The 14,800-nt window shown below is 51.3% G+C and carries 7 protein-coding genes; all 7 read right to left on the bottom strand.

Going from position 1 to position 14,800, the window contains the following annotated elements; all coding sequences use genetic code 11:
• Positions 1–51 precede the first annotated feature (51 nt).
• Entirely contained in the window at positions 52–1,011 is a 960-nt protein-coding gene (locus QZ177_RS00670; protein WP_294175100.1) for an FkbM family methyltransferase, read from the bottom strand.
• A gap of 257 nt (positions 1,012–1,268) precedes the next feature.
• Entirely contained in the window at positions 1,269–4,247 is a 2,979-nt protein-coding gene (locus tag QZ177_RS00665) for a glycosyltransferase (RefSeq protein WP_294175097.1), read from the bottom strand.
• 184 nt (positions 4,248–4,431) lie between these two features.
• On the bottom strand, positions 4,432–6,564 hold the full coding sequence (locus QZ177_RS00660) for a glycosyltransferase (protein ID WP_294175094.1): 2,133 nt from the start codon (positions 6,562–6,564) through the stop codon (positions 4,432–4,434).
• Positions 6,565–6,581: 17 nt separating this feature from the next.
• Complete coding sequence (locus tag QZ177_RS00655; RefSeq protein WP_294175092.1) at positions 6,582–8,726, bottom strand: glycosyltransferase; 2,145 nt, start codon at positions 8,724–8,726, stop codon at positions 6,582–6,584.
• A gap of 35 nt (positions 8,727–8,761) precedes the next feature.
• The gene (gene rfbF, locus QZ177_RS00650) at positions 8,762–9,535 is read right to left on the bottom strand and encodes a glucose-1-phosphate cytidylyltransferase (RefSeq protein WP_294175090.1); all 774 of its coding nucleotides are present in this window, start codon (positions 9,533–9,535) and stop codon (positions 8,762–8,764) included.
• Positions 9,536–9,660: 125 nt separating this feature from the next.
• Complete coding sequence (locus QZ177_RS00645; protein ID WP_294175088.1) at positions 9,661–12,624, bottom strand: glycosyltransferase; 2,964 nt, start codon at positions 12,622–12,624, stop codon at positions 9,661–9,663.
• Between the two features lie 210 nt (positions 12,625–12,834).
• On the bottom strand, positions 12,835–14,715 hold the full coding sequence (locus QZ177_RS00640; protein WP_294175087.1) for a glycosyltransferase: 1,881 nt from the start codon (positions 14,713–14,715) through the stop codon (positions 12,835–12,837).
• Between the last annotated feature and the right edge of the window lie 85 nt (positions 14,716–14,800).

The raw sequence follows: 14,800 nt of genomic DNA, 5'->3' as shown, positions 1-14,800 counted from the left end.
CTTCCCTGCGGTCTGCGCCGGCAAATGAAGCACGCCTTTAAACACAAATCCTCAACTGCCATACTGCTTCAAAAGCTCCCGATGCTTCTCCTCGTGCAGGAAGAAGAAGTTCGTCTCCTGCGTCGACTCATCCATCTTCTCGAAAGGAAGCAGCCGTTCGCCATCGGACGTATAGCAGTTATACCCCCAGCCTTTGAACATCTCGATGATCTCGTTCGGGTGATAATCGAAACGCGCCGCATGCTTTCTGAGCATCTCTGTATAGACAACAGGTTGTAGCTCACTGAACACACGCGCACCGCCTGCAAAGACCATCTTCTCCGCGCCCTCGGTATCGCACTTGATGAAATCGAGACGCGCAATACCGTTCGCTGCCACGAAGTGATCGAGCGTATCGACGGGGCAAATGATCTCATCCAGACGTTCCTTGCGCTCACCCTGGCTCTGATCACCTTCTTTGAAATAGTACGTATCGGTAACAGGACGCAGAGATGCCGCCTCGTTCGCCGCAGGTACAAAGAATTTCAGGTCACCGCTCTCGCTGTAGAACCCCATGTGGTACGCCTTGATATGCGCCTCTTCGCCATTCAGTCGAAGATTCTTCTCCAAGCCATGGAAGGTATCTTCCACAGGTTCGAAAGCGTAAATCGTCGAGTCCTCATGCGCCTTCGCCAAGCCAAGACTCACGCGCCCAACATTCGCGCCGATATCGAAGATCGTCGCACCTGCCGGAACGAAGCGGCTCATAAGGGAAATCTCCTCGCCCTCCGTACCGATCAAAATGGTTTCCGCCCGGCAAATATTCTGTTCCATATCAAAGAAGAGTTCGATGTCCTGTGTCTTGAGTACGATGCCGTCCTCTCTGATCTCGACACTTTTGCAATAAGGATTCTTCTTGATAATCTTCTGCACCTCAAGCAAAGGCACGAGTCGCTCGCGCGCCAATTCCCAATACAGGCGCTTTGACACCTTCCCCGCTTCGTATAAATCATAGAGCTTTTCCAGTTTCATCGTATCCGTCATCCTTCTTTCTTGAAATGCGCACCGACAGTCTCATTCGAAGACATCCTGTGATATTTTCCAAAGCCTCTCGACAATCTGTGGATCATACAGCTCTTTCGTATAATACTCCTCAATGATATCGAATTTTTTTCGGAAAGATAAAGCTTGATCCTTCGGTCAGATTTTTTCATATGCAGGAAGAATCTCTTCTCTTATCAAACGCCATTTCTCAGCCGGCATCACCTGCAGCATCGCCGCTTCCGCACTCAACTCTGCCGTTCCTTCAGGACATCTTCAAGTCTCTTGCAGATCTCTTCATAGTACGGCTCCTCGCCATAATAGTCGCGAACGATATCAAGCAGCCTGTCCAACGACAGATGGATCTGCTCTTCTTTGACCTTTCTGCACCGGGGAATGATCAATCGATCCATGACCCATTTTTTCTCCTGCGAAAGCTGGGCGGCGGGAACATCCACGACCTCTTGCAAGACATCAAAATAGTTCTTAATAAAGACCTCACCAAGATTGGTTCCACCCAACGGGCAGTTTCCCGTTCCTTCAGCAAAGAAGTTTCCATGAAGTACGACAAAATCCCCTCTTCGCTTCAATATCTCCATTTGCACATATACCTGAGGAATATGTGTATAATCATATTTCTGTGGATCCGATATACGAGCATACAGATCGCGACGCATAACAACGGCGGTGATCCATGTCATGAAGAAGCTCACTTGTCTGAGATATTCCAATGGACCATGCCCTTCATATACGCGAAGGGCATCTTCTCCTTGTCTCAGATAAAACAACGCCGCTCCGCGATGCTGTACGAGCTTCGTGAGCAGGACGAGCAAAGCACCGTCGACAAAATAATCGTCATCACCCGCGACGAGCACATATTCGCCTCGACTCTCCCGTATGGCAGTATGAATATTCGCTTCCGTACCGATATTTTTCTCGTTGCAGCGGTAGCGCAGATTCCCGTACGTCTTTTGCATCTCTTGGACAAATGCCCGTGTATCATCCGTCGAAGCATTGTCTGAAACAAGAATTTCCACGAGTTCGTCGTTGCCAAGTTGCTGCAGCACGCATCGAAGCGACCTTTTCAAATACCGACTGCGATTATAGGTGATGAAAGCGTATGTCAGCAGGGGCGGCGTTTTTTCTCTTTCCAATAGCAGCCTTCTCAGTGCCTTGTCACCTGTGACGGGCAGCCACTTCCCCGCTCGCGGTGAAAAGGCTTTGACGATATGCGCAGGGCTTCCCTCAGCGATGCAGTAAGCGGGAATATCCTGCTGCACGCAGCTTCCTGCACGCACGATACTGCCGCGGCCTATGCGCACGGCCCCCCTGATGAGAACGTTCTCCTCGATGCGCACGCCGCGCTCGACATGAATGCCGCCTTTCTCCGTGAGGAGCTCACGATCAGCAGTGGATATTCCGACACTGCTTTCATCGAGGACGTAATCTTTGATATGTACATTCTCCGCCACACTTACGGCATTTTCCAATTCGATGCAATTTACCGCCGCAAGCGTGCTGCCGATACCGATCTCACAATAATCGCCGACGATGATGCGCGGCTTTCCTGCGAAATTGGGCCGGACGAGTCGGCAGAGCGCCGTCTTGCAGATGTGCGTCTCTCTGCCGACAGCGATTCCTTCTGGAAAAGAAAATTCCTGCCATGAAGGAATTTTGCTCCCTTCGCCGCACGCATAAAGCGTGCTGCTTTCCTTCGACTCCGTACCGTCGAGATATGTATAGTAACGGGTGAAAAACTTTTTCTGATCAGCTTCCGATGCATCAAAGGAAATATTTTTCACCTGATAGGCGCACCAAATGTTCTCAGGCAAGGGAACGACAATCCTGTGCCCTTCTTCCTCAAATGCTCGACAATATGCCAGCACGGCATAATACTGCTTTTCATAAGATTCATCCCAAGGGATATCCCATTGTGTCGCAAAGAAGGACGGCAGGATATAACGGACATCAGCCGCTGCTTGCACTGCCGTGCCGAAGCGCATCTCGGAAAAATCTTCTTCTGTCGGCACATAGACAGCGCCGTATTTATAGGGAGAATCCATAAGACTGCCGCTCACGGGGAGCGACGCACTGCCAAGGAAACTGACCATGCCAATGCTCTCGTCTTGGAAAATCTTCAGCAGCTCTTCGATCGCCTGCGCATGGACGAGGAAAAGATCGTCATTGATATAGATTTTAACCTTGGCATCGGTGTCCGCCAAGACTTCGTTGACCTGTGCCGCATAGGGCTTTTGAGCATCGATTGTAAATACTTCCACTTCATAGCCGTCGGGCCACTTCACATTCTTGAGAGCCTCGAGGCAAACTTCGTGCTGCCCTGTATGGCTGTCCCGCAGGAGCACCGCGATCTTCTTTTCACTCGGCAGGCAACGTTTATGCACCGTCTCGTCTGCCCCTGCACGGCTCTGCAGCAAACGGCGAACCTCCTCCGCCGCCATGAACTTATACCTCTCAGGCACATGCCATTTTTTCAGGAACAAAGCCGCATTTCGTTCAATCAATGCATTGGAGCGCCGAGCTTTTTCCGCCGCCTCTTGGTCGCCATATCCTTTCGAGAAACTTGCATGCCCGAAATGATGAATAAATGTGTCATGGCAGAGGAGAAGATCCCATCCCTGCTGCAAGATGCGCAGAGAGTAGTCGTCATCCTCGAAGTTGCCGGGGCTGAACTGTTCATCAAGAAACCCTACCTTGTCGAACACTTCCCGCTTGAAGAGATAGCAAAATCCCACAAGTGTCGTCTTCTTCTCCCAAGATGCAGGATTCGATTTGTTGTAGTCCGCAGCAAATGCCTGCATTTCCTCCATGCCCCGGTAAGAAACCTCAATCTGCTGATTATTGGAGCAATAATTCGTGACACAGCTCACAGCGCCGACCACAGGATCACTGTAAAGCGCACGGCGCAGATTCGACAGCCAGTCCTTCGTGACGATGGTGTCGCTATTGAGGAGCAGGATCTCCGTTCCTTCCGCAATTTTCAAGCCTTGATTGCAGCCCCTGGGGAAGCCCTGATTCTCCTCGTTGTAGATGCATCGAAGATCCCCCTGCTCTTTGAGCCACTCGGCCGAGCCGTCCTTTGAGGCATTTTCGACGACAATGATCTCATATGTTCCGGCTTCCGTATACTCACGTATACTCGCGATGCAAAGCTGCAGCATCTCCAACGTATTGTAACTCAAAATAATGATGCTCGTCTTATGACACATGTTTTCTCCTCCCCGCCGAATCTTCTTCCAAACACATGCCGATGCCCAAGGTACATTCCTGCAGCCCTGCAGCGATTCCCCTCAAGGCCGTCGTTCGCTCTGCATCTGTTTCTTGTTCCAAAAGCACACCCTATCTGCAAGGCTGTTGCAGCGGCAGCACATAACTCCATATAAAACAGACCTTTTATTTCTGCAGGATACGTCTGAGATTTGCAGCAACTTGCGGATAGAACGATTCGCTGCCATAATACTCTCGAACGATATCAAAAAGTCCATCCAAGGAAATCTGCAGCTGCTGCGCCTTGATTCTTTCGCATTGAAAATATATGCATTCTTCCATCAGCCTCTTTTTTTCTTCTGACAGAACCGTCGGCGGAATCTCCCCCGCTGTTTTGAGCAGATCAAAATAATTCTTGATGAACACTTCGACAAAGTTGAACCCTGACGTCGTATGCTCACCTGACCCCAAACGCATGAAAGGTGCCGCAATGACAGCGAAGTCCGGCTCCTGCTTCAGCATCTCCATTTGCAGGTATACCTGAGGGATGCGCGTAGCATCATGCTTTTGCGGCTCTTTGATCCGCGCATAAATGTCTCGCCGCATGATGGTGCTCGTAATCCACGTCATATGATGGCCAACCATATGAACGTACTCCGCGATTCCGCTTCCTGTATGCACGCGATACGGCTCATGCGCCCTTCTCAGATGAAAGATCGCTCTCCCTCGGTGTTGGAGAAGCCTTCCGAGCACGGCAAGCAAAGACCCATCGATGAAATAATCGTCATCTCCTGCAACAAGCACATACTCGCCGCGGCTCTTTCCGATAGCCACGTGAATATTTGCTTCCGCACCGACATTCATTTCGTTGCGATGGTAACGCAGATTCCTGTACGTCTTTTGCATCTCTTCGACAAAATCTTTCGTATCATCTGTCGATGCATTGTCCGAAACAAGGATTTCCGCCAGATCATCATTTCCCATCTGTCGTAAAACACAGTCCAGAGATTTCCGCAAGTATTCACAGCGGTTGTACGTAATGATGGCAAACGTCAGAAGCGGCGCTGCTACCTTGCGTTCTGCAAGCAGTCGTGCCAATACCTGTTCATTCGCCAAAGGAAGCCATTTCCGTTCTTTCAAAGAAAATGCTTTGACGACGCGTGCAGGGCTCCCCGCTGCTATGCAATAAGCAGGGATATTCCCACACACGGTGCTGCCCGCCCGTATGAAACTGCCGCGTCCGATCTGCACGGCGCCCTCGATCCGAACCCCTTCCTCGATCCGCACGCCGCTTTCAATCCGAATGCCGCCTCCCTCGCTCGAATCCATCTGCGCTTCAAGGGAAAGGCCAATCACCGTCTCATCGTAAGCATAGTCCTTGATGTGGACGTTCTCCGCCACCGTCACATTGTTTTCCAACCGGATGCCATAGAGCGCCGTGATCGTGCTGCCGGCACCAATTGTACAATGATCACCAAGAAGGAGCTTGGGGCGACCGGCAAAATTCGACAGGGCAAAGCCGCAGCTCGCCGTCCGATGCACATGTGTATCGCGTCCGACAACAATGCCCTCAGGATGGGAAAAATCTCGCCAAGATGGAAGCGTCGTTCCCTCGCCGCACGCATACAAAACAGCCTGCGTTCCCTCCGTCTCCGCAAGATCCAGATAAGGATGATATCTTGCAAAAAATTTCGCGTGATCCGCTTCTTCGGCATCGAAGGAGATATCTCGTGACTGATAGGCGCACCAAGCCTCCTTTGCCAAGGACGTCACAATCCGACTTCCGATTTCCTCAAAGCTTCGGCACTGTGCCAGCAAGGCATAATATTGTGTTTCATACTCTTCATCCCACGGCAAATCCATCTGCGTCGCAAAGAATGAGGGCAGAACGAAGCGGACATCCGCTGTCTCTTCTTCCGAAACTTCTCCGAATCGCATCTCGGATAGTTCTCGTCCCGTCGGCACATAGACAACGCCCCGCTTGTAGTCCGATTCCAGCACATTGCCATCGCGAGGCAAGGACTGACTTCCCAACACTCCGACCATACCGATGGAAGCATCCTTGAAAACTGTCAGCAATTCCTCGATCAACTGCGATCGGACAAGACGCACATCATCGTTGATATAGATCTTGTACTTGGCATCCGAAAGCGTCAACGCTTTGTTCGCCTGCGTAGCATACGGACTTTCCGCTGCCAACGTGAAAAGTTCCGCCTCATATCCTGCGGGCAGATGAAGCGCCTGCAGCGATTCCAAGCAGGCGCTATAGCACACTTCATCCGACTTGCGTACGAAGAACGCAAGTTTCTTTTCCCTCATATGGTCTGCCCCCAAAACTACATTTCACTGCCGGTGATCTGCACGATTCCATTTAACGTCGCAAGAACATCTTCATAGTACGGCTCATCCTTATAATACGCCTCAACAATATCAAAAAATCCGTCGAGGGAGACATCTATGTGCTCTCCCCTTATTCTAGCGAGCCACGGATACACATGGTTCTCCATCAAGCGCTTTTTTTCCGCAGACAGCAATTCCTGCGGGATTTTTGCCTCAAACTGCAGCATATCAAGGTAATGCTTGATGAACACCTCGGCGAAGTTCACGCCGGCCGGAGCTCGATCCCCCGACGCTTTGAGGATGAAGGTTCCATACAATACAACAAACTTCGGATTTCGCTTCAATATCTCTATTTGCAGATATACTTGCGGTATATGCGTATCATCGTATTTTTGCGGATTCTCTATGAGATCGTACAAGGTACGCTGCAGGACGATACCGCTGATCCACGTCACGAAGAAGCCCACACTTGCGATATATTCCGCGCAGCCCGAACCTCGCTGCACTTCGTAGGAATCGAAGTTGTTTCCCAAAAAGAAGAGCGCCGATCCCCTATATCGGACAATGTTGCTGAGCAGGAAAAGCAGTGCGCCGTCGGCAAAGTAATCATCATCGCCCGCAACGAGTACATACTCGCCCCTGCTTTCTTGAATCGCTCGATGGATATTCCCCTCCGCACCGATATTCTCCTCGTTACAGTGGTAGCGCAAATTTTTGTACGTTTTCTGCATCTTTTGGACAAACGCCTTTGTGTCATCCGTCGAGACATTGTCCGAAACGAGGACTTCCACCAGCTCGTCGTTTCCAAGCTGCTGCAGAACACATCGCAGGGACTTCTTCAAATATTCACTGCGGTTATAGGTAATGAAGGCAACGGTAAGAAGCGGCGGCGTCTTCTCCCGTTCTGCGCGTACCCTTTCCAGAGCCTTTTCCCCCGCTGTAGGCAGCCACTTCCCAGCCTTCGGAGAAAAGGCTGCGACAACGCGCGCAGGGCTCCCTTCGGCGATGCAATAGGCAGGAATGTCCGATTCTACCGTGCTTCCCGCTCGCACGATGCTGCCGCGGCCGATGTGCACAGCGCCCCTGATCAGCACGTTCTCTTCGATGCGCACACCGCGCTCGATCTGGATTCCGCTCTCTGCCGCGATGATTGCACGATCTTTGAACGAAAGTCCTATATCTCTGTCATCATACACATAATCCTTGATATGGACATTCTCCGCTACACGCACAGTGTTTTCCAGCACGATGCGGTTCACCGCCGCAAGGGTACTGCCAGATCCAATCTCACAACGATCGCCAACGATGATGCGGGGCTTTCCCGCAAAATTGGGCATAACAAGGCGGCACATAGCCGTCTTGTGGATGTGCGTCTCCCTGCCGACAGCGATCCCCTCGGGATGGGAAAATTCCTTCCATGAAGGAATCTCGCTTCCCTCGCCGCACGCATAGAGTGTGCTGATTCCCTTCGGCTCCGTGCCGTCGATATAGGAATGATACCTCGTAAAAAACTTTTTCCGATCAGCTTCAGATCCATCGAAGGAGATGTCCTTCACTTGATAGGCGCACCAGATATTCTTAGTCAGAGGAACGACAATCCTGCCCCCCTCTTCCTCAAAGGCGCGGCAATGTGCCAGCAGAGCGTAATACTGCTTTTCATAAGATTCATCCCAAGAGATGTCCCATTGTGTCGCAAAGAAGGACGGCAGAATGCAGCGAACGTCTGCGGCCTTTCCCGTCGCTTCTCCAAAGCGCAGCTCGGAGAAGCCATCTTCCGCCGGCACATAGACAGCGCCGCGCTTATAGACAGAAGACAGCACATTGCCGTCCACAGGCAAGGACTGACTGCCCCATGCTCCAATCATACCGACGGCGGCGTTCTTGAAGATTGCCAGCAATTCTCCAAAGAACCGGGGCTGAACAAGACACATATCATCATTGATATAGATCTTGTATTTGGCATCGGAAAGAGCCAATGCTTTGTTCGCCTGCACAGCATACGGCTTTCCCGCTGTCAACGTAAAAAGTTCCGCCTCATATCCCACAGGCAGATGAAGCGCCTGCAGCGATTCCAAACAGGTGCGGTAAAGCGCCTCATCCGACTTACGTACGAAAAATGCAACTTTCTTTTCTTTTTTCATATCATTCCCTTCCTGCAAACATCCATCACTGAAAGTCACCAGAGCTTCCAAGGCGCTTTGCCGCTTTGCCACAAGCGCTCGAGCAAAATCTTTTCGCGCAGCGTATCCATGCACTGCCAGAAACCGCTGTGCAGGTAGCATTTAAGCTCGCTTTTCTTCGCCAACTCCTCCAACGGCCTCTGTTCGAACACCGTAGAATCATCCTCGATCAATCCAAAAACGGAAGGCTCAAGCACCATGTAGCCCGCGTTGATCGGCGCGCTGTCCTCCATAGCCTTCTCACGAAAGGCATGCACGGAATTATCAAAGCCGATGTCCAGGATGCCCTTCTGCTGTTTTTGCATGATCGCCGTCAAGGTCGCTGCCTTGCCGTGCGCCTTGTGAAAGCGCACAAGTTCACCGATATCGACATCCGCCACGCCGTCGCCGTATGTCATCATGAACGTCTCATCCCCCACATACTTGCGAATGCGGCGGATGCGCCCGCCCGTCAAGGTATCGAGTCCCGTATCGACGATCGTAACCTTCCACGGCTCCGTATGCTGGTTGTGCACGATCATGCGGTTTTCCTGCGTGAAATCGAACGTGATGTCGGACGTATGCAGGAAGTAGTCAGCGAACCATTCCTTGATCATATGCTGTTTGTAGCCCGCGCATATAATGAAATCGTTGAAGCCAAAATAGCTGTATCCCTTCATGATGTGCCAGAGGATCGGCATGCCGCCGATCTCCACCATGGGCTTGGGTCGTCTTTCCGACTCCTCGGTGATTCGCGTACCGAATCCGCCCGCCAAAAGCACTGTTTTCAAATCTTCATCTCCTTTGTTGATCGCATATCGCCGAAAATCTCATTACTACCTGCCGCTGACATCTAGTAGCATACTCCGCCGTATATTTATCGTCAATGCACGATTATCGCTCAACGCTTCTGTTCCTACAACATGCTCTTGAACAATTCGACGAGCTGCGCGTAGTACGGCTCTTTGCCGTAGTACTCTCGGATGAGCGGAAGAATACCCTCCAAGGACAAATTTATATGCTTTTCTCTGATCTTCCTGCAACGGGGGATGATCAGCCGCTCCATGACCCATTTCTTATCATTGGAAAGCCGATCGGGCGGCAGATCGACAACATCCTGCAGGATGTCGAAATAATTCTTGATGAATATCTCAGCGAAATCGTAGCCGTCCGGCTGGCAGTTCCCTGTTTCCTCCAGGAAGAAATTCCCATGAAGTATGGTGAATTCCGGCTTTTGCTTCAGCATTTCCAACTGCAGATAGACTTGCGGCAGACGTGTGGCATCATACTTGTGCGGCTCCGGAATCCGTGCGTACAGCTCGCGGCGCATGACGATCGCAGTGTCCCATGTCATCTGATAGCTCACCCTTGCGATATAGGCCAAGCACCCCGCATCCTTATATATGCGCAGAGGGCCATCGCCTTGTCCCAGATAAAAGAGAGCGCTCTCACGATAGCGGACGATGCTACTCAGGAGCATCAGCAAAGAACCGTCGACAAAGTAATCGTCATCCCCTGCGACGAGCACGTACTCGCCCTTGCTTTCCAAAATCGCCCGATGAAGGTTCGCCTCTGTGCCGATATTCTTCTCGTTGCAGTGGTAGCGAAGATTCCTGTACGTCTTCTGCATCTCTTCGACAAAGAGATGCGTATCATCCGTCGAGGCATTGTCCGAGACGAGGATTTCCGCCAGCGGGTCGTTGCCGAGCTGGTTCAATACGCATGGCAGCGACCGCCTCAAGTATTTGCTGCGATTGTAGGTGATGAAGGAAACGGTGAGAAGCGGCGGCGTCTTTTCTCTTTCTGCGAGCAGCCTCTTCAGCATCTTCGTCCCCGCTGTCGGCAACCACTTGCCTGATTTCGGCGAAAAAGCGAAAGTGACGCGCGCGGGGCTCCCTTCGACGATACAGTAAGCAGGGATATCCTGCTGCACACAGCTTCCCGCGCGCACGACGCTGCCGCGCCCGATGCGCACAGCGCCCTTGATCAATACGTTCTCCTCAATGCGCACGCCGCGCTCAATATGGACGCCTCTCTCTTTTGCGATGATCTCGCAGTCTTTGAGCGATAGTCCGATGCCGCTGTCATCGTACGCAAAATCCTTGATATGGACATTCTCCGCCACGCTCACAGCGTTTTCAATCTCGATGCACTGCGCCGCCGCGAGCGTGCTGCGAGCTCCGATCTCACAACAATCACCGATGATGATGCGCGGCTTTCCCGCGAAGTTGGACATGGCAAGACGGCACAAAGCCGTCTTGTGGATATGCGTCTCCTTGCCGACGGCAATTCCTTCGGGATGGGAAAAATCCTGCCATGAGCAGACCTCGCTTCCTTCGCCGCATGCATAGAGCATGCTGATTTCCTTCGGCTCTGTGCCGTCGAGGTATGTATGGTATTTTCCCAAAAACTTTTTCTGATCGACTTCATCAGCATCAAAGGAAATACTTTTCATCTGGCAGGCACACCAGATGTTTTCGGGCAAGGGAACGACGACGCGCACACCGGCGTCCTCCATCGCGCGGCAATGATCCAGCACAGCGTAATACTGCTTTTCGTAGGCTTCGTCCCAAGGAACGTCCCGCTGCGTCGCAAAGAAAGACGGCAGGAGGCCGCGAACGTCCGCAGCTTCGCCCATCGCATCTCCAAAACGCAGTGCAGAGAAGTCGTCTTCCGATGGCACATAGACGGTGCCGCGCTTATACGGCGAATCCATGAGATTGCCGCTCACGGGCAATGATTGACTGCCGAGAATGCCAACCATACCGATGCTTTCATCTTGGAAAATCGCCAGCATCTCCTCGATCACTTGCGGATGAACGACACACATCTCGTCATTGATGTAGACTTTGTACTTGGCATCCGTTTCCGTCAAAATTTCGTTGATCTGCGCTGCATAGGGCTTTGCCGCATCCAGAGTGAACGCCTGCACATCATATCCTTGCGGCCACTTCACATTTTTTAGGGCTTCCATGCAAACTTCATAGCGTCCCGCGTGACTTTTGCGGATGATTACGGCGATCTTCTTTCCTTTTGACGGACGGTACTCATAAACCGATTCCCCTGCACCTTCTTGATTCTGCAGGCAGCGGCGAAGCTCTTCCACATCCATAACCTTATACATCTCAGATACATGCCACTTTTTCAAAAACAAGGCTGCGTTTCGTTCATTCAAAGCTTGAAAGCATCTGGCTTTTTCCGCCTCATCTTGATCGTCGTATCCTTTGGAAAAACTCGCATGACCAAAATGATGGATGAAAGTATCGCGGCAGACGAGCAGATCATAGCCCTGCTGCAAGATACGCAAAGAGTAATCATCATCCTCGAAGTTACCAGGGCTGAACTGTTCATCGAGGAAGCCTATCTTATGGAAAATTTCTCTCTTGAAGAGATAGCAGAAGCCCACAAGCGTTGTTTTTTTCTCCCAAAGCATGGAATTCGACTTATTGTAGTCTGCGGCGAACGCCTGCATATCCTCTATGCTTTTATAGCTTGTCTCAATCTGTTGGCCGTTGGAGCAGCAGTTCGTAACGCAGCTCACAGCACCGACCTTTGGGCTGCTGTAAAGGGCGCAGCGCAAATTCTTCAACCAGTTCTTCGTGACGACGGTATCGCTCTTAAGAAGCAGCAAATCCGTCCCCGTCGCAATCTCGAGTCCCTGATTGCACCCCTTGGGGAAACCTTGATTCTTCTCGTTGTAAACACCTTTGATATCATCCTGCTCCTTGAGCCACTCGGCCGATCCGTCCTTCGAACCATTCTCGACGACAACGATTTCGTACGTTCCCTCCTCGGTATATTCGCGTATGCTCTTGATGCAGAGCTGCAGAAGGTCCAATGTGTTGTAACTCAGAATAATGATGCTCGTCTTATGGCTCATTCTTCTCTCTCCTAAACAAATCTCTCACTGATTCCATGCCGCCATCCAAATGACTGCTGCGGCGGCAGAGCATTGATCCGGAGATTCTTCTGCGACGCCTTTTCCTTCTGCCCCGTTTTCTCAAGCACGGAACTCCCGCGCAACGCCATCCATACACTGCTGGAAAACGATGTACGGGAAGCATTCAATTCCGTGAATCACATGTTCGGATCATTTCAATATGTTGTCTTTGAGTATCGAAACGACCTGTGCATAGTACGATTCATTCCCGTAGTAATCGCGCACGATGTCGAAGATTCCTTCCAGAGAAAGATCAAGTTTTTCCCTCTTGATCTTCTCGCACCAAGGAAAAATCATCTGCTCCATCAGCCGTTTCTTTTCCAGCGTCATCTGCTTCGGTGGAATCTCGACGCACGCCGCCAGGATGTCGAGATAGTTTTTGATGAAAACCTCGGCGAAGTTGTAGCCGGCAGGATCGTGATTCCCCGTTCCATCGGCAAAAAAATGCCCCTCGATAATCGTGAACTCTGCCTTCTGTTTGAGTATTTCCAGTTGGAGGTAGACCTGCGGCATACGCGTATCATCATACTTTTGCGGCTCTTTTATGCCCAGGTAGAGGTCGCGTCTCATGGTAATGGCCGTCAGCCACGTCATGGCATGACCGAGCTTCGCGATGTAGTCGAGAGCGCCCGCTCCGCGATACACATGCAGCGGCGCAGGATTTTGCGCCATATAGAAGAGGGCGTCTCCACGATTCTTTTCGATCGTATCGAGCAAAATATGAAGCGCGCCGTCACAGAAATAATCGTCATCGCCCGCGATGAGAACATATTCGCCGCGACTCGCCTGCATGGCTCGATGGATGTTTCCTTCCGCAGCGACATTCTTCTCGTTGCAGTGATAGCGAAGATTCTTGTAACGCGCCTGCCACTCTTCGACGAAGGCTCGCGTATCATCGGTCGAAGCGTTGTCTGAAATGAGGACCTCGACCGCCGCATCATCTCCGACCTGCGCCAATACGCGCGGCAGGGACTCCGCAAGGTACTGTCTGCGGTTGTAGGTGATGAAGGCGATCGTCAAACGAATTTTAGGCGGGAAGACCATATCCCTCTCATCTAAGCCATAGACGATTCGAAGCCCTGCGTCGCTCGCATAATCGACAGCCTCGGAAGAAATATCCGACTTCGTCGTAACGAGACAATCCGCCTGTCGCAGCACGGGAACGGAAAGCTTCGTTCCCATAGGATGCGTCAAAACAAGCGGCGCCGCCTCTCCCATCGCCGCCAATTGCTCCTGCATGTACGATAAGGCATCTGCCGTTTCCGATTCTTGCCGTATGCCAAACAGCAAAGCTGTCTTGTCTGCCGAACGATATGCTTTCAGATAATTTTCAAACACCCTTTGCCAAACCCGATCCTGCACATCAAAGTCAGCGATACAATAGCAGATCGTATAGCCTTGCGACTGCAGTTCCTTCATTGAAGCCGTCAGTTCCGCATCCTCGTCATCTTCTTTCACGTCTTCGCTAAATGTATCGACAAAGCGCCGCACATCCTTCAGTTCCGGAAGTACGGACAAAATTTTTTCCTCGGGCCAGTTCCACCACTTGATCTTCTGCAGCTTTTCAATGATTTCTTTTGAAAATCGATACTTGATGACGCGCGCCGGATTTCCCACGACGACGGCATACGGAGGCACATCCTTCGCCACAACAGCTCTCGCCCCGATGACAGCACCGTTACCGATACGCACGCCGCCCATCAACGTCACATCACAGCCGATCCAAACGTCGTTGCCGATGATAATCTGATTGTGATTGACCTCCTTGGCATGATTCAAAGTCTCCTCATCGATTTGCAGCACATCTTCAAAAGGATACGTCGTGACACAATGATAGTCATGATTGAGTCCCATCTCAAAAACGATCCGATGTCCCAAAGCACAGTATTTACCGATCAAAATGTGACAGTCGTAGTTGCCGTATTCCATGCTGCCATCCACCAGGTACGAACGCCGTCCCAATGTAGCAAGCCTTTTCGTCTTCTTCTCATCCTCGAAGATATTTTGCTCCACAAGAGCGAAATCTGTCATACTGAGTCTCTCTATCACTTTTGGTTCACCGCATCTTTCTTTTCTGCATCCGCTTGATCTCCTGCATCTCCCGCTTCCTGTAATA

This window comes from uncultured Selenomonas sp., from assembly GCA_905372355.1.
Lineage (GTDB): Bacteria > Bacillota > Negativicutes > Selenomonadales > Selenomonadaceae > Selenomonas.
This window is presented reverse-complemented; position numbering and strand designations above follow the sequence as displayed.